Origin of the sequence: Chryseobacterium lacus (assembly GCF_003336205.1) — a bacterium.
Lineage (GTDB): Bacteria > Bacteroidota > Bacteroidia > Flavobacteriales > Weeksellaceae > Chryseobacterium_A > Chryseobacterium_A lacus.
Genome location: NZ_QPIE01000002.1, coordinates 221,785 through 238,660, shown reverse-complemented (window position 1 = coordinate 238,660; position 16,876 = coordinate 221,785). Strand labels below are relative to the sequence as shown.

Genomic DNA, 16,876 nt, shown 5'->3' with positions numbered 1-16,876 from the left:
ATAAAGAGCATTCGGCAAAGAATGCTTTTTTTAGTAATTTTACACTATGGAAAATAACCTACAGAATATCCTGGACAATTCACAGAAAGCATTCATGGAGTGGAAGAAAACTTCGGTTCAGGAAAGACAAAAACTTTTGACGGTTCTTTCAGAAAAACTGTTGGAAAATAAAGAAAAATTTGCGCAAATCATTACCCGCGAAATGAACAAGCCGGTGTCGCAGGCAATTTCAGAAATTAAAAAAAGTGCTGGAATGTGCGCTTATTATGCAGAAGCAAAGGATGTTTTGATGACAGAAAAAGTGGAAACAGAACATGCCGTTTCAGAAATTCATTATGAACCGATGGGCGTTATTCTTGGGATTATGCCCTGGAATTATCCTTTTTGGCAAGCGCTGAGGTTTGCTGTGCCGGCAATGCTTTCAGGAAATGTGGTGATTTTAAAACATGCTTCCATTTGTGAAGAAACCGGCGATACCCTTCAGCATCTTTTTGAAGAATCCGGATTTCCTGTGGGAACTTTTACTCATGTGAAAGCTTCGCATTCGGAGATTGAAGAAATGATTGCCAGTCCTGTTATTAAAGCAGTTTCGCTAACAGGAAGTGAAGCAGCCGGAAGAAAAGTGGCCGCCGTGGCAGGACAAAATCTGAAAAAATGTGTGCTCGAATTGGGTGGCAGCGATGCATTCATTGTTCTGGAAGATGCGGATATTAACAAAGCTGCGGAAGACGCTGCTTCAGCGAGGTTGCAGAATTGCGGACAAACCTGTGTTGCAGGAAAACGTTTCATTATTCACCATAAAATCTATGATGAATTTCTGTCAAAATTTATAGAAGAATATCAAAAATACATTCCGGGGAATCCTGAGGATCCGGAAACTGTTTTGGGATCTATGGCCAGGGAAGATCTCGCTTCCGAATTAGAAAATCAATATCAGAAAGCCATCGATAATGGTGCGAAAATTCTGTTGCCTTTGAAAAGAGTCGGCGAGATGGCTTTCGAACCCGGCCTGATGGAGATGAATGCCGGAAATCCGGTATTGGACGAGGAATTATTTGGTCCGCTGGGAATGGTATTTAAAGCTGAAAATGACGACGAAGCTTTAACAATTGCCAATAGCACGATGTTCGGATTGGCCAATGCAGTGTACACAAAAGACAGAGATAAAGCAATGTTTTTTGCGACTCATCTGGAAAGCGGAAGCGTTGCCATCAATCAGAATTTCCGTTCCGACTGGAGAATGCCTTTCGGAGGAAGAAAAAATTCAGGTTATGGTGTTGAACTTTCTCTTTATGCATTGCGGGAATTTACGGTAATGAAATCGATTATTGGGGAAGTTTAGCTTTCTGATTCTTTCCAGTCGTCAAATTTAAGTTGATGTGGTTTGATATTTGTCACCGGATAGTGCATGAAAGTTCAACCAAAGTTTTATAACAGTCTACATTTCCAAACTTTCTGGAATTCCGGAAACGGAAAGGAACTTCTGGAAATGGCGGGCATCTCTATTGATATTCAAAATTTTGAAAAATATTCCCATTTATATTACGAAGTAGATGAATTGGGTGACCAGGTGGTAAAAGATACTTATCTGAAATTGCCGTATCACGAAGCCAGTGCGTTGGTACAGAAATATTCCCAAAATCCTGTCTCGGAAAATGACGAAATACCAGAAAGCCTGAAGAAAATGTTTCTCCAAATGCAGCAGATTCCGGAGTGGTTCGATCCCGAACTGGCCAATATTGGCGCAAGGTTCAACATGCGCACCGGGACGAACGCTTTAATTATTCTCCGTGATTTCACCTTGATGGGTGGTTACGATTTTGCCTATCTCAACAAGCCGCTCATTTTCACCGGAGCTTTAAAAAAAGGAGCGGTGAAACGTTTAAAAGATACACTGGAATTCTGGGTTCATGTGACACGGGAAAACGCTTTGAAAGTTAATTCCGATGCGTATCAATTGATTGTCAGAACCCGGCTGATGCATTCTTATGCGAGATTGAGCATCAAAGCGAAAGCTGAAAACTGGGATTACGAAAACTGGGGCGAACCCATCAATTCATGGGATATGATCGCTACCTATACCGGATTTTCAATGGTTTTTATGCAAGGCCTGAAAAAACTGGGAATTAAAATCTCCGAAGAAGAGAAGAAAGGTGTTTTTCATCTTTGGAAATACATCGGTTATCTGCTGGGAATTCCTGCAGAATATCTTCCCGAAAACAGGCAAGAAGCCGTAGAGCAGCTCTATTTATGGAGTGCGCTTCAGGACAAAGCGGATGAGGATTCTGTGCAGTTGTCGCGGGCTTTGCTGGACGAAAACCTTACCAATACCATTTACAAATTTAAATTTCAAAGAAAACTGTTGCTTAAACTTCACCAGAGTATGAATTGGTTTTTGCTGGACAGGGAATTGAACGAGAGATTGAAAATTCCGGAAGTTTCTTTTCCGGCCTTGTTCCCAAAAATGATCATTCAGGGGAACAGGATTTCTGAAAAAATATGGAAAATAAATACGCCTGAAGGCTACCAAAAACTGGTGAATTTCGGCAATAAAGAACAGATGAAGGTGTTAGATGACTATATAAAACACACCCCGAAAGATTTTCATTATTGAGAAATTTTTATCTTTAGCAAATAATAACTTTTTGTGAAAACACTTTTTTTTCTTTTGTTCCCATTCTTGTTTTTTAGTCAGCAAGAAGATGAAACCGCGATGGATTTTTATTTAGAAACTGGAGAGAAAATCAGTTTAATTCAATTTTTAGAAACGAAAGATTATTCTAAAAATATTGATTTAGAAAAATTTATTGATGGAAAGCCTGCAAAAGTACTTTATAATAGAATTCGCAGTGGATATTTAACTGCCGAACAATTAAATTCAGTCAGAGAATTTCTTTCTTTAGACGGCAATAAAGTACTTGATAAAGATTTTGCAGTTATCCATTACCTAACCACGAAGCCAAAGGAGCAATTAAAAAGAGGGTTAAGAGGGTATGTTTTGCAAAAGGACCATTTTAAAAATATAACCAAGAAATATAATGCTGAGCTTTATTATGTAAGTGATGAACGCAATTTTCCGAAAATCAGCAAATTCGATAATAAATTCCGAAAGTGGATCAAAGACAAAGACGCTGTTTTTTCAAAACTCTTTTATCCTGCCGAAACACTTTATGGTAACTTTACCATCATCTCGAAAGATGGCCGTTATATTTCCTATCTCGGTGAACATAGTCCGGAGCAAGTTTATCAATTCTTAAATTTCATGTTAAGAAACCGCAGATACTAAAGTCGATCCGACTTTAGTAAACTGTTTAACATATTGAATTTTTAAATTCAAATCGCAACCGAATATTTATTAACATTTCTAAATTTTGAGATTATAATTCCGTATTTTTGAAAAAATAAATTAATAATGAGTACAGCAGACGATAAAAAGAAAGCACTCGCTTTAGTGCTTGAAAAATTAGATAAAACCTACGGAAAAGGCACCGTGATGACACTTGGCGATGATTCTGTAGATGCTTCCATTGAGGTAATTCCTTCCGGTTCGCTAGGTTTAGATATTGCTCTGGGAGTTGGCGGTTACCCGAAAGGAAGAGTGATTGAAATTTATGGCCCTGAATCTTCCGGTAAAACAACATTAACATTGCATGCGATTGCCGAAGCCCAAAAACAAGGTGGAATTGCAGCTTTCATTGATGCGGAACATGCTTTCGACAGACACTATGCTTCGAAATTAGGAATCAACCTGGATGATCTGATTATTTCCCAACCAGATAACGGTGAACAAGCCTTGGAGATCGCCGATAATTTGATCCGTTCAGGAGCGATTGACATCGTGGTGATCGACTCTGTAGCAGCATTAACGCCGAAAGCGGAAATAGAAGGCGAGATGGGAGATTCCAAAATGGGACTTCATGCCAGACTAATGTCCCAAGCTTTAAGGAAACTGACCGCCACAATATCAAGAACGAAATGTACCGTGATTTTCATTAATCAACTTCGTGAAAAAATTGGAGTGATGTTCGGAAATCCTGAAACGACAACCGGAGGTAACGCTTTGAAATTTTATGCTTCGGTGCGAATTGACATCAGAAAAGCCAGTGCACCCATAAAGCAGGGAGACGAAGCTGTAGGAAGCCGCGTGAAAGTAAAAATCGTTAAAAACAAAGTAGCTCCTCCTTTCAAGATGGCAGAATTTGACATTATGTATGGCGAAGGTGTTTCTAAAACGGGAGAAATTCTGGATACTGCTGTGGAAATGGGCATCGTAAAGAAAAGCGGTTCATGGTTCAGCTATGAAGAAACCAAACTCGGGCAGGGCCGCGATGCTGTAAAAGATGTGTTGAAAGACAATCCCGAACTGGCAGAAGAAATTGAGAATAAAGTAAGAGAAGCTTTAAAGAATAAATAATTTTTTTCTGATAGAATTTTTAGGCTTCGGTGCAGTTTTGTGTACCGAAGTTTTTTTTTCTCTAAAAAAGAAAATTTTACTTCAAATCAGGAAGGAATTTCTCTATTCTATAGCCGAAAAATGCCACTCTGTCACCTTCTTGAGAATGGTGTTTTTTTTGTGAATCATCAAACATTATTTTAAAACTTATCAAAATGACAAAAGGAAATATTAATGTATCCGTGGATAATATTTTTCCACTAATCAAGAAATTTCTCTACAGCGATCATGAAATCTTTTTGCGCGAATTGGTTTCTAATGCCACCGATGCCACACTGAAACTGAAACATCTTATCAGTATCGGAGAAGCAAATATGGAATACGGAAATCCTCAGATTGAAATCAAAATCAATAAAGAGGAACGCACGCTTCACATTATAGATCAGGGAATTGGTATGACGGCAGGTGAGGTGGAAAAATACATCAATCAGGTGGCGTTTTCAGGAGCCGAGGAGTTTCTGGAAAAGTATAAAGATTCCGCCAAGGATTCAGGAATTATCGGCCATTTTGGTCTCGGATTTTATTCTGCGTTTATGGTAGCAGAAAAAGTGGAAATCCTTACCAAATCTTATAAGGACGAACCAGCAGTGCGTTGGATTTGTGACGGCAGCCCGGAATTTACGCTGGAAGAAACCGACAAAACGGAACGCGGAACTGAAATAATCCTTCATATTGCTGATGGTTCTGAAGAATTTCTGGAAGAATTCAGAATTCGCGAGTTGCTTACCAAGTACAATAAATTCATGCCGGTTCCTATTAAATTTGGAACAAAAAAAGAAACTTTGCCGCTTCCGGAAGATGCAGCTGAGGATGCAAAACCTGAAACGGTTGAGGTAGATGATATCATCAACAATCCAACACCTGCATGGACGAAAACGCCTTCCGAACTTTCAGCAGAAGATTATACAAAATTCTATCATGAGTTGTATCCGATGCAGTTTGAGGAACCGCTGTTCAATATCCATCTGAATGTAGATTATCCTTTCAAAATGACGGGAATTTTATATTTTCCAAAACTCAGCAATTCGTTGAATATTGAGAAAGATAAAATACAATTGTATCAGAATCAGGTATTTGTAACGGATGAAGTAAAAGGGATTGTTCCGGATTTCCTGATGTTGCTAAGAGGAGTGATTGATTCTCCCGATATTCCTTTGAACGTTTCCCGCTCTTATTTACAGGCGGACGGTGCTGTGAAGAAAATTTCTTCTTACATCACCAAAAAAGTTGCGGATAAAATGGTGTCGCTCATCAATGAAAATCGTGATGATTACGAGAAAAAATGGAATGATATCAAAATCGTCATTGAATATGGAATGATTTCTGAGGATAAATTCTATGAAAAATCTGACAAGTTTGCACTGTATCCCAACACGGACGGACATTTTTATCTGTGGAACGAGCTGGAGGAGAAACTGAAACCGATGCAAACAGACACCAACGGGAACTTTGTAATCCTTTATGCCACAAATGCCGATGAACAACACAGTTATATAGAATCTGCGAAAGAAAAAGGATATGAAGTCTTGCTGTTGGATTCGCCCATTGTTCCGCATTTAATTCAAAAACTGGAAACTTCCAAAGAGAAAATTTCTTTCGCACGAGTAGATGCCGATCACATTAACAACCTGATTAAGAAAGAAGATACTTCCATTTCTAAACTGAACGAAACGGAAAAAGAATCGTTGAAAAAAAGTATAGAAGAAACTGTGAACGACAAGACTTTTACAGTGCAGGTGGAAGATCTGGACAGTTCTGAAGCGCCGTTTCTCATTACCCAACCTGAATTTATGCGTAGAATGAAAGATATGCAGGCAACTGGCGGAGGAGGAATGTTTGGGATGAATGGTTTTCCCGAAATGTACAACCTGGTAGTAAACTCAAACAGTGAACTGGCCTCTGAACTTTTGAAGACTGAAAATGAAGAGCAAAAAGCTTCTAAAATTAAGCATGCATTAGATCTTGCCAAGCTTTCACAAAACCTGCTGAAAGGAAAAGACCTTTCGGATTTTATCAAAAGAAGTTATCAGCAGTTGAGTGTTTAGAAAAAATCATTTTAATAACAGAAACCTTGTCATATTATCAGTTGACAAGGTTTTTTAATTTTTATTCGTTTTCTTTGACATCGATTTCAATCATCGGATCCCAGAAAACTTCCCTGAAATTCAGAATTTTGTTCCCTTTTACTTCTACACCTTCTTTTTTCAGTTTTCCCATAAAATTGCGGGTGCAGCTTGCGGTAATTCTTCCTGAAGCATTGCAAACCCTGTGAGCGGGAAAATCTTCCTCTGTAAATCGCAGTGCTTTTCCAACATGTCGTGCATGTTTAGGATATCCGATCGCTTTTGCAATGGCACCGTAACTCGTCATTCTTCCATTGGGAATGAGGCGGATGATTTCATATACCTGATCATTAAACAAAGAATCCATTTCTCAAAGGTACAGCTATTCAGGTAGTTTTTCGAAAATGAAACTAAAAACAAAAGGTTGCTTCAGAAAAGCAACCTTTAGTGTTAAGATCCGGTTCTGGAATTGATTTCGCTTGTTGCATCGTTTATTTCCCGCATTTTTTTCAATTTTCTGTTGCCGAAATTATACGTTACCGAAAGTTCAATGTTCCTGTTAAATCCTTTATTATATACCGAATTGTAATTTCCATTGGCTTGGATGTCTTCTATGATGGCAATATTGGTGTTAAAAACGTCTCTTGCCTGTAGAACAAAGGTCCAGTCGTTCCAAATTTTCCTTAGATTAATATCCAGACTCGAAATGGGTTGCAGCATTCCGATACTCATCACTTGTGAACTGATATAAAAATAGTTCACCCCCAGAAATAAATCTTTTTTGGAAGAAAGCCTGATGTTATTATTGCTCTGCAAACGGAAAGAAGTGGTAGTTCTGTCCATAACATAAGGATCAAAAAGATCTCCTGTGATAGGATCGGTATCCAGAAAACCTTTTACCTGATTGGTTTGTATGCCCGCGTTGGTGTTGGAATTGAGAATGCCTTTAAAGAAATTTTTGTTTATTCCCACAAAAGCATTCAGCATATTTTTATCGCCGAAATTGGTTCGGATATACCGCAGTTCATTTCCGTTTTGCAATGGAATTTGTGTTGCGTCATCTTTCAGAAGAGTGTGGCTTAGAATTAAAAAGTATGAATTTTTGTACATATAGGTCAACTCGTTATTATATACATTGGAAGCCTTCACAAACGGATTATTCTGAATATAATTCGAAGGCGTCAAATATACTCTCACTGGATTTATTTCCCAAAAGGACGGCCTTTTCACTCTACTCGAAAATGCGAAGGAAAAACTGTTATCAGGATTCAATTGGTAATTGAAACTAGCAAACGGAAGAAAATTATTATAGTTTCTCTTTAAAGTTTCCTGTGTATCTAGGGTCTCTCCTGTAGAATCGGTGTTTTCATACCGCGTTCCTACTTTTGCAGAAAATGCATCTGAAAATGTTTTTTCCACGGTAAAATAAGCAGCAGCAATTCTCTCGTGGTATACAAAGTGATTGGATTGGGAAAAATCTTTATTGTAACTTCCGGTATTCAAATCAAGATTCTCATGAAGAATATCGTTGTCAGTTTCAGTTTTGGAAAAATTTCCGCCCGCTGTTATGGTAAAATCTTTTTTTAATTTCTGCAGATAATCTGCCTTTGCAGTATAGCTGTTGATGATTTGGGGAGTTTCCTGGCGGAATCGTTGAGAAAGCCCGTGAATCCAGCGGTTGCTGTCTGAATCAAAAGTTTCATTCGTACTGTTAGCAAATTTTCTATAATTCAGATAAGCAATGCTCATGTTGATCTTACTGCCGTTTTCATCTGTTTTTAGCTGATAATTGAGGTTTGCTGAATTGTTATAAGCACGAGAATCGTCTTTGTTCTGAGTAATATTGTACGTGGTTCCTGCAGGAGTGGTTACGGTATTAAAGAGCTCTGCATCAGAACCATAACTTCTGTTGGCATTGGAATTCAGCAACAAAGCAATATTCTGTTTTTCAGAAAGGGAATAATCAATATTAAGATATCCTCCCAAATTTTGACTGGGATCGTTTACCGGACCTTCGGAAATATTAAAATAATCTTTTGTGCCGTTTTTCAGAAGATATTCCTGATTGGTAGTCCAGTTGGAAAAACGGAGACTGCTGCTGATGCCAAGTTTGTTTTTTCTGAAATTCAATGATGCTGCTGCCGACTGACGGTTTACCTTTGCGTGATTGTTGGTAGCTCTTACGTTTCCGTTGATGCCATCATCAGGTTTTTTCTTTAATATAATATTGATGATTCCATCGGTTGATTCCACATCAAATTCACTTCCCGGGACACTGATGATCTCGATTTTACTGATGTTCTCCGAAGGCATATTTTTCAGCATTTCGATAACAGCTTCTGTGTTCATCATTGTTTTGGAGCCGTTGATATAGATGATAGCATTGGATTTTCCAAGAATTTGGAGGGTCTTGTCATCGGTGCTGCTTACTAATGGAGCCTGAAGCAACAGCCCGAAACCGGTATTTCCTTTTGCAACAGGAGCATTGGCAACATCATAAACAAAACGGTCTGCTTTTTTCTGAAAAACTTTTTTAGTCATGGTCACTTCTTGTATGGACTGAATGCTCAAGGTATCTTTCTGATCTCCTTTTTGGGAATAGGCCAAAGTCATCGATAAGAGCGCTAAGGGAAAAATTGTTTTTTTCATAATATTATTTTTTTTACTGTTTAATTATTTTTAAAGAAGTGATCGTCGTCAAGTAGCTTGCAATGCAAAGTAATGGTTTAAAAATAAAACCCTTATCGGGTTGTTAATAAATAATTGTAGCGCAATGCATCCTTGATTACGACTAATATGACGTAAGGAAGAAAGAAATGTTACAAAAAATTCAAGAAAAATTATTCCCGGTCAAATTTTGCCAGGCTTTTGTCAATCCAAATGGTTGCAAAAGGAAAGAATGCTGCCAGAATTGCGAACACGAAATCTTCATCATCCCAAGAGAAAATCTTCCGAACCGGAAGAAGAAGCAGAAGATAGGCAACAAAGAAAAAGCCATGAAGATTACCGATAATAATCATGAAAATTAAAACGGGATCGTTTTCAGGAAAATACCGTTTCAATGGTATGGCAACTAAATACAGAAAAAAACACGTCCACGCTTCTGCAACACAGGCTTTTCGGAACCAGGTAATGATTTTTTCCTGAGGATATTTTGAAAAATATTTTTCGATGAAATTCATAAAAGATTTTTATTTGTACAATGAACTGCCGTCCAGATATTCAAAAACTTCAGGCGGCAGCATCGGCCGTACATTTTTACCTTGTTGGATCATATTCCGGATTTCCGTGGCTGAAATTTCTATAACAGGTGCCTGAATGAGGCTGATGTTTTCATGCTGAAAGTGCTGCTGTTTTTCCTCATCGCCAATAGAAACCCGTGGATAGACGATAATCTGATGATCATTCATCAATTTTTCGGCATTTTTCCATTTGTGAAGGCTTTTTAAATTATCTTCACCCATGATGAGGGCAAAACTATATTGCGGATATTGTTCTTTCAGATGAGCAAGAGTGTCAATCGTATAGCTGGGTTGGGGAAGCGAAAATTCAACATTGGATGCTCTCATTTTTGGATAATTTTGTATCGCAAGTTGCACCATATCCAGGCGGTTGGTATCTTTCAGCAAAGATTTTTTTTCTTTAAAAGGATTTTGTGGGCTGACTACAAACCAAAGTTCATCCATGTCGGAATGTTCGGTAATATAATTCGCCAGAATCAGATGCCCGATGTGAATTGGATTGAAAGATCCGAAAAATAAACCTATTTTTTTACTCATTGAATTTGACATCCCGAATATTGAGGTAATACGTTATATTTCCTTTCCAGTGGTTTTCTTCCAGCGTGAAAGCGATGTCAAAACTTTTCGTCCTGAAATCATCCGCAAACTGTCCCAGTTTAAACCCTACGCATTCATAGCTTCTTCCGGTAGATTCCTGTTTGATATAAAATTTGAGGTGATTATTATCCTTCCCCATCGTTTTAACAAAACCTGAAACTTTCTGATTTTTAAGAACCAAAACGGGTTTCATATTTTGTGGCCCGAATGGAGCGAGTTTCCGGTGAAAACTCATAAACTCCCGGTTCAGATCATCTATATGGATTTCAGAATCAATCATGAGACACGGAGTTTTTTGATGCTCCTGAATTTTTTCTGCCACTACTTGTTCAAATTTTAATTTAAATGCTTCAAACTTATCTTTTTCCATAGAAAGTCCAGCAGCAGCCTGATGTCCGCCAAATTTCAGGAAATATTCCGAACAGCTATCCAACGCCGCATGGACATCAAAATCTGAAACAGACCTTGCAGAAGCTACCAGTTCGTTATTGGTTCCTTCTGTGAAAACGAGCGTCGGTTTGTAATACGTTTCTGTAAGTCGGGAGGCCACAATGCCGATCACGCCTTTGTTCCAGCTGGGATCGAACACGATGGTAGTGAATTTATTTTCTTGTCCGGTAGTGATGATTTGATTGAGTGCAGAAACGGTGGAATTCATATCCAATTCGCGTCGTTCATCATTCAATCCCATAATGTTGTCCACAATCTGATGGGCGTGTTTCAGATTATCCGAAATCATGAGTTCTACGGCAGCTTTCCCATGGGAAATTCTTCCTGCAGCATTGATCTTAGGAGCAATTTCAAAAACAATATTTGAAATATCAAAATTTGAAAGTTTTTCTTCAGGAATAAGGAGTCTTATTCCCATATTTCTCGTTTTCCGAAGGTGTTTCAATCCCAATTTTGCTAACTGTCTGTTTTCGCCGGTCATCGCTACAATATCTGCTGCAATCGAAATGGCCAGCAAATCGGTCAATTCGTAGACTTCAGCATCGGGAATTTTATATATTGTGTTTAATCCCTGGCACAATTTAAAACCTACTCCACATCCGGAAAGTTCTTTGTAAGGATAGCGGCAGTCTTTTCTTTTCGGATCTAAAACAGCACAGGCATTCGGAATTTCATCGCCAGGCAAATGGTGGTCACAGATAATGAAATCAATTCCCAAAGAAGCCGCATAATCTATTTTGTCTGCAGCTTTTATTCCGCAGTCTAATGCGATAATAAGAGAAAAACCATTCGCTTTGGCAAAATCTATCCCTTCTTTCGAGATACCGTAACCTTCCGCATTACGATCAGGAATATAAAAATCAAGGTATTTTTTTTGAACAATTTTGCTGAGGTACAGGTACATCAGCGCTACTGCGGTAGTTCCGTCCACATCATAATCACCGTACACCAATATTTTTTCTCCATTTTCTATGGCGGTGGCAATACGCTCTACAGCTTTCTGCATGTCTGCCATCAGAAAAGGATTGTGAATGTCTTCCAGTTTTGGCTTAAAGAATTCCCGGGCTTTTTCGTAATTATCAATACCACGAAGAACGAGAAGTTTAGATTCAAATGTTCCAAAACCGAGGGACATGCTCAGTCGGTCCACCACTTCCTCGTCCGGTTCGGGTTTGTAAATCCATTTTTGACTCATAATGTTACAAATTTACAAATTTAATTGGTTTAATATTTAACTGGATCATTTATAAATTACAAGTCCGGACGTGATGAATATAGTCGTTAACAAAAAATCCATCTTGCTGATAAGATGGATTTTATATTCTAAAATAAACAAAAAATTATCCTGCGTACATCTGTGTCTGCAGTTCTTTTATTTTTTTATCGGTGAGGTATTCGTCGTAAGTCATTTCACGGTCGATAACTCCGTTCGGAGTCAGCTCAATGATTCTGTTACAAACGGTTTGCAGCAATTCGTGGTCATGAGATGACAATAAAATATTTCCTTTAAAATTACTGAGTGAGTTATTGAGCGTGGTGATGCTTTCCAAATCTAGGTGGTTGGTAGGCTCATCCATCAGCAGAACATTCGCACGCTGCAGCATCATTCTGCTGAACATACAACGCATTTTTTCCCCACCGGAAAGTACGGTGCAGGATTTCAAAGCTTCATCTCCGGAGAAGAGCATTCTGCCCAGGAATCCGCGCATATATTCTTCGTGTCTTTCTTCATCATTTTTTGTAAACTGACGGAGCCAATCCACTAAATTCAGGTTTTTATCCTGAAAAAATTCGGTGTTGTCGAGCGGAATATAAGATTGGTTGGTGGTAACTCCCCAGTGATATTCGCCTCCGTTTGGTTTTGCATTTCCGGAGATAATTTCAAAAAATTCTGTAATAGCGAGAGAGTTTTTGGAAATAACAGCGACTTTATCTCCTTTTTTTAATTTAAAATCAATGTTGGAAAAAAGCAATTCTCCGTCTTTTGTTTTCTGAAGATCTTTCACTTCCAGGATTTGATCTCCTGCTTCTCTTTCCATTTCAAAAATAATGGCAGGATAGCGTCTGGAACTTGGTTTGATGTCTTCAATACTCAGTTTGTCCAACATTTTTTTTCTCGCTGTGGCTTGTTTAGCTTTAGCAACATTGGAACTGAACCTTGCGATGAATTCCTGAAGTTCCTTTTTCTTATCTTCAGCTTTTTTATTTGCCTGCGCTCTTTGTCTCGTTGCTAATTGTGAGGCTTGATACCAGAAGGAATAATTTCCGGTATAAAGATTCAGTTTCGAATAATCCAAATCACCGATATGAGTACAAACAGCATCCAGAAAATGTCGGTCGTGGGAAACAACGATTACGGTGTTTTCATAATCAGCCAGAAAATCTTCAAGCCAGGAGATGGTTTCGATATCCAAGTCATTGGTTGGCTCATCCAGAATTAAAACATCTGGATTTCCAAAAAGCGCTTGTGCGAGAAGCACTTTCACCTTGTCTTTATTTTCCAGTTCACTCATCATTTGCCCGTGCATTTCATCTTTCACGCCTACGTTGGACAGCATGGTTTGTGCATCGGATTCTGCATTCCAGCCTCCCATTTCTTCATAAATAACACCCAGTTCACCTGCCTTGATGCCGTCTGCGTCAGAAAAATCAGGCTTTGCATATAAGCTATCCATTTCTTCTTTGATATCGAAAAGTCTGGTGTTACCACGAAGTACAGTTTCCAACACAGTATATTGATCATAGGCGTAGTGATCCTGCTCCAGAACAGACATTCTCTTTCCTGGCTCTAAAGATACATTGCCGGTAGTAGGAACTTGTTTTCCAGTTAATATTTTTAAAAAAGTAGATTTTCCGGCTCCGTTAGCACCAATGATACCGTAGCAGTTGCCTTTGGTAAACATGATATTTACATCGTCAAAAAGAACCCTCTTTCCAAATTGTAAAGATAGATTTGATACTGTTAACATATTGTTTTGTAAATTTGGTGCAAAAATACGAAAAGAAATTGGCTTTAAGCAGGTAACGGTTTGATGCTTCATAACCGGTGGAATGAGATCAGTGCTCTTGGCGTAATTAATTTTAATAACATTGTTTAAAATTTTATAAGCATATTCTGGACAAATTGTTCAAAATTTGTAACGAAAATATGAAGATCGAAAAAACCGTCAATATTTTTAATAAAAGAGCCCGATATGAGTATGAGATTTTGGATCAACTCGAGGCGGGTCTGGTTCTGACAGGAACAGAGATAAAATCCCTTCGTTCCTCCAGAGCGAGTATTACGGAAGCGTTTTGTCAGTTCATTGATGGCGAACTTTATATCATTAACATGATGATTGATGAATATAAACTGGGAACCTTTTATAACCATAAAACAAAAAGAGAGCGTAAGTTGCTGCTTCACAAACGGGAACTTCAGAAATTTGAGAAAAAACTCAAAGATGCCGGAAATACCATCGTGCCGTTGAAACTATATATTAATGAAAAAGGCAAGGCTAAGGTTTTAATTGCTTTGGCACGGGGCAAAAAGCTTTATGATAAAAGAGAAAGCATCAAAGAGAGAGAAAATAAAAGAAACCTTGACAGAGTTCTTAAAAAAAGTTAAAAAAACACGCAAAAACTTTGTTTATCAGGAAAAATTATATTTATTTTGCAATATCAATTATTTAATCATTTAATTCTATGAAAAATCTAAAATTAGGAATTTCAGCATTGGCACTTACAGTTGCCTCTACTGTGTTCGCTCAAACGAGCAATAACCCTTGGCTAATTGGGGTAGGAGCTCACGGAGTGAATCACATGGCCGTTGCAAATGGCGGAGTAGGTGAAAAATTTAATCACTTCCAAAGATTGTTCAATGTCGGTGATTATCATATTACGCCTCCACTTTCTAAATTAACAGTAGCCAGACATCTTGTTGGGCCATTAGTATTAGATTGGCAAACTTCCGTAGGTAATGTACCCAACGCAAGATTTAATATGGGTAAAGAATTCATGTTAATGACCGGTCTTGGTCTACAATTAAAAGCAAACGCTCTATGGAACGAAGAATCATGGTTTGATCCGTATCTGAGAGTAGGTGCAAGTTATTTGAGACATGATTATTCCGGAGTTATATTCCCGACTTATGATGCCGCAAATGATGTCATGGTAAACTATGACGACAAAAACTCCAGCGGAAAAGCAAATCACTTTGCTATGCCGTTTGGTTTGGGATCTAATTTCTGGATTACTAAGAACTTCGGTCTTGGAATTCAGGGAGATTATGTATCTACACCTTTCAATAATGGAAACGCTCCTAACTTCTGGCAAGCATCTGCTTCTATCTTATTCAGATTCGGACAGAGAGACAGAGACGGAGACGGAATCTTAGATAAAGACGATTTATGTCCTGATACTCCAGGATTACCAGAATTCCAAGGATGTCCTGATACGGACGGAGACGGAATTCCTGACAATTTGGATGACTGTCCGGATGTTGCAGGTCCTGTGGAAAACAACGGTTGTCCTTGGCCAGATACTGACGGTGACGGTGTAATCGACAAAGATGACAACTGTCCAGATGTTCCTGGTCCAGTAGAAAATCAAGGTTGTCCTTGGCCAGATACTGACGGAGATGGAATCCTTGATAAAGACGACGCTTGTCCTACAATCCCAGGTCTTCCTGAATATAATGGATGTCCTAAGCCAAAAGAAGTAACTCAAGTAGAAGTTGAAAAAGAACTGAAAGCAGTTTATTTCGACTTTGATAAAGCGACCATCAAACCAGAATCTAACGGAGCATTGAATACTGCTGCAGATATCATCAAAAAAGATGGTGGTAGATTCTTACTCGTAGGTGAAACCGATAAAAAAGGTTCTGAAGCTTACAACCTGAACTTGTCTCAAAGAAGAGCTGCTGCTGTAGTTGCTGCCCTGGATGCAAGAGGAGTTGACCCAAGCGTTCTGAAGTCTATCGGAGTTGGTGAGCAAAATGCTAAGGTGCCTGAAAATGCATCTAACGCAGAAAGAGAAGCTGATAGAAAAGTAACTGTAAGATACGTTGGTGATGATGCTGAATGGAACAAATACCAAAAATCTGATGTAGTTGCTCCTAAGAAAGCTGCTCCTAAAAAAAGAAAATAATAATTTTCAAATCATAATGAACACCCTCAATATTTGAGGGTGTTTTTGTATTTTTGTACTCTAAATTTTATATTAGTATGGGTCGCGCATTCGAATACAGAAAAGCATCTAAAATGGCCAGATGGGATAAAATGGCCAAAACGTTTTCCAGAATTGGGAAAGATATTGCATTAGCCGTGAAAGCTGGTGGTCCTGATCCTGATTCTAATCCGGCTTTACGACGTTGCATACAGAATGCAAAAGGTGCCAATATGCCGAAGGACAACGTGGAAAGAGCTATTAAAAAAGCAAGTGGAGCAGATGCTGAAAACTATGAGGAAGTATCATATGAAGGTTACGGACAAGGTGGTGTCGCTTTTTTTGTAGACTGTACTACTAATAACCCAACAAGAACGGTGGCCAATGTAAGAGCGATTTTCAATAAATTTGACGGAAATCTCGGAAAGAACGGCGAACTGGCTTTTATCTTCGATCGGAAAGGAATTTTTACCCTTGATAAACTTCAGATAAATTTGGACTGGGACGATTTTGAATTGGAAATGATCGACGGTGGTGCGGAAGAGATCGATTCCGATGAGGAAGAAGTAATGATTACGACGGCTTTTGAAGATTTTGGATCCTTATCTCACAAATTGGAGGAATTGGGAATAGAACCCAAAAGTGCCGAACTCCAGAGAATTCCCAATACAACAAAGGAAATGACTCACGATCAGTTTAAAGCCAATATGAAAATGCTTGAGCGTTTTGAAGAAGATGATGATGTACAGAATGTATATCACAATATGGAGATTTCTGATGAACTTCTCGAAACACTTTAAGATAACGCTGATTTGAAATACAATTCTTTTTTTTAGAGGTTCTTTTCGTACTCTTATGAAGAAAATTCAGAAATAGTCGTTACTTCAATAATAAGATAGTCAGTTTTAATTTGAATTTTTAGGTGT

The 16,876-nt window shown here is 38.4% G+C and carries 14 protein-coding genes; 8 read left to right on the top strand and 6 right to left on the bottom strand.

Going from position 1 to position 16,876, the window contains the following annotated elements:
- Positions 1-46 precede the first annotated feature (46 nt).
- The 5 genes from DQ356_RS03110 (at position 47) to htpG (ending at position 6,498) form a co-directional block, all read left to right on the top strand.
- Entirely contained in the window at positions 47-1,342 is a 1,296-nt protein-coding gene (locus DQ356_RS03110; protein ID WP_114303003.1) for an aldehyde dehydrogenase family protein, read from the top strand.
- Between the two features lie 462 nt (positions 1,343-1,804).
- A complete protein-coding gene (locus DQ356_RS03105; RefSeq protein WP_394337243.1) occupies positions 1,805-2,614 on the top strand; it encodes an oxygenase MpaB family protein in 810 nt (269 codons plus the stop codon).
- A gap of 33 nt (positions 2,615-2,647) precedes the next feature.
- Entirely contained in the window at positions 2,648-3,286 is a 639-nt protein-coding gene (locus DQ356_RS03100) for a hypothetical protein (RefSeq protein WP_126723228.1), read from the top strand.
- A 126-nt stretch (positions 3,287-3,412) separates the two neighbouring features.
- On the top strand, positions 3,413-4,414 hold the full coding sequence (gene recA, locus DQ356_RS03095; RefSeq protein WP_114303000.1) for a recombinase RecA: 1,002 nt from the start codon (positions 3,413-3,415) through the stop codon (positions 4,412-4,414).
- Positions 4,415-4,608: 194 nt separating this feature from the next.
- On the top strand, positions 4,609-6,498 hold the full coding sequence (htpG, locus tag DQ356_RS03090) for a molecular chaperone HtpG (protein ID WP_114302999.1): 1,890 nt from the start codon (positions 4,609-4,611) through the stop codon (positions 6,496-6,498).
- A gap of 61 nt (positions 6,499-6,559) precedes the next feature.
- Here htpG and DQ356_RS03085 read toward each other — a convergent pair whose 3' ends face one another.
- The 6 genes from DQ356_RS03085 to DQ356_RS03060 all read right to left on the bottom strand — a co-directional run bounded on the left by DQ356_RS03085 (position 6,560) and on the right by DQ356_RS03060 (position 13,774).
- On the bottom strand, positions 6,560-6,883 hold the full coding sequence (locus tag DQ356_RS03085) for an MGMT family protein (protein WP_114302998.1): 324 nt from the start codon (positions 6,881-6,883) through the stop codon (positions 6,560-6,562).
- An 83-nt stretch (positions 6,884-6,966) separates the two neighbouring features.
- A complete protein-coding gene (locus tag DQ356_RS03080) occupies positions 6,967-9,165 on the bottom strand; it encodes an outer membrane beta-barrel family protein (protein ID WP_114302997.1) in 2,199 nt (732 codons plus the stop codon).
- A 191-nt stretch (positions 9,166-9,356) separates the two neighbouring features.
- A complete protein-coding gene (locus tag DQ356_RS03075; RefSeq protein ID WP_114302996.1) occupies positions 9,357-9,698 on the bottom strand; it encodes a DUF3817 domain-containing protein in 342 nt (113 codons plus the stop codon).
- A gap of 9 nt (positions 9,699-9,707) precedes the next feature.
- A complete protein-coding gene (gene nadD / locus DQ356_RS03070) occupies positions 9,708-10,295 on the bottom strand; it encodes a nicotinate (nicotinamide) nucleotide adenylyltransferase (protein ID WP_114302995.1) in 588 nt (195 codons plus the stop codon).
- The gene (gene recJ, locus DQ356_RS03065) at positions 10,288-12,000 is read right to left on the bottom strand and encodes a single-stranded-DNA-specific exonuclease RecJ (RefSeq protein WP_114302994.1); all 1,713 of its coding nucleotides are present in this window, start codon (positions 11,998-12,000) and stop codon (positions 10,288-10,290) included. The genes nadD and recJ overlap by 8 nt, the downstream gene beginning before the upstream one ends.
- A gap of 145 nt (positions 12,001-12,145) precedes the next feature.
- Positions 12,146-13,774 carry an ABC-F family ATP-binding cassette domain-containing protein gene (locus DQ356_RS03060; RefSeq protein WP_114302993.1) on the bottom strand — a complete coding sequence of 543 codons (1,629 nt, stop codon included), beginning with the start codon at positions 13,772-13,774 and terminating at the stop codon, positions 12,146-12,148.
- A gap of 179 nt (positions 13,775-13,953) precedes the next feature.
- Between DQ356_RS03060 and smpB the strand changes: the two genes are divergently transcribed.
- The 3 genes from smpB to DQ356_RS03045 all read left to right on the top strand — a co-directional run bounded on the left by smpB (position 13,954) and on the right by DQ356_RS03045 (position 16,750).
- A complete protein-coding gene (gene smpB / locus DQ356_RS03055) occupies positions 13,954-14,412 on the top strand; it encodes an SsrA-binding protein SmpB (RefSeq protein ID WP_114302992.1) in 459 nt (152 codons plus the stop codon).
- Positions 14,413-14,489: 77 nt separating this feature from the next.
- Positions 14,490-15,932, top strand: a complete 1,443-nt coding sequence (locus DQ356_RS03050; protein WP_114302991.1) for an OmpA family protein — start codon at positions 14,490-14,492, stop codon at positions 15,930-15,932.
- Between the two features lie 77 nt (positions 15,933-16,009).
- Positions 16,010-16,750: a YebC/PmpR family DNA-binding transcriptional regulator gene (locus DQ356_RS03045; protein WP_114302990.1), complete on the top strand. Its 741-nt coding sequence runs from the start codon at positions 16,010-16,012 to the stop codon at positions 16,748-16,750.
- The last annotated feature ends 126 nt before the right edge of the window (positions 16,751-16,876 follow it).

Excerpts from the sequence above, each read along its gene's own strand:
- DQ356_RS03110 (WP_114303003.1), top strand. The coding sequence starts at position 47 with ATGGAAAATAACCTACAGAATATCCTGGACAATTCACAGAAAGCATTC.
- DQ356_RS03105 (WP_394337243.1), top strand. The coding sequence starts at position 1,805 with ATGGGTGGTTACGATTTTGCCTATCTCAACAAGCCGCTCATTTTCACC.
- recA (WP_114303000.1), top strand. The coding sequence starts at position 3,413 with ATGAGTACAGCAGACGATAAAAAGAAAGCACTCGCTTTAGTGCTTGAA.
- htpG (WP_114302999.1), top strand. The coding sequence starts at position 4,609 with ATGACAAAAGGAAATATTAATGTATCCGTGGATAATATTTTTCCACTA.
- DQ356_RS03085 (WP_114302998.1), bottom strand. The coding sequence starts at position 6,883 with ATGGATTCTTTGTTTAATGATCAGGTATATGAAATCATCCGCCTCATT.
- DQ356_RS03080 (WP_114302997.1), bottom strand. The coding sequence starts at position 9,165 with ATGAAAAAAACAATTTTTCCCTTAGCGCTCTTATCGATGACTTTGGCC.
- DQ356_RS03075 (WP_114302996.1), bottom strand. The coding sequence starts at position 9,698 with ATGAATTTCATCGAAAAATATTTTTCAAAATATCCTCAGGAAAAAATC.
- nadD (WP_114302995.1), bottom strand. The coding sequence starts at position 10,295 with ATGAGTAAAAAAATAGGTTTATTTTTCGGATCTTTCAATCCAATTCAC.
- recJ (WP_114302994.1), bottom strand. The coding sequence starts at position 12,000 with ATGAGTCAAAAATGGATTTACAAACCCGAACCGGACGAGGAAGTGGTG.
- DQ356_RS03060 (WP_114302993.1), bottom strand. The coding sequence starts at position 13,774 with ATGTTAACAGTATCAAATCTATCTTTACAATTTGGAAAGAGGGTTCTT.
- smpB (WP_114302992.1), top strand. The coding sequence starts at position 13,954 with ATGAAGATCGAAAAAACCGTCAATATTTTTAATAAAAGAGCCCGATAT.
- DQ356_RS03050 (WP_114302991.1), top strand. The coding sequence starts at position 14,490 with ATGAAAAATCTAAAATTAGGAATTTCAGCATTGGCACTTACAGTTGCC.
- DQ356_RS03045 (WP_114302990.1), top strand. The coding sequence starts at position 16,010 with ATGGGTCGCGCATTCGAATACAGAAAAGCATCTAAAATGGCCAGATGG.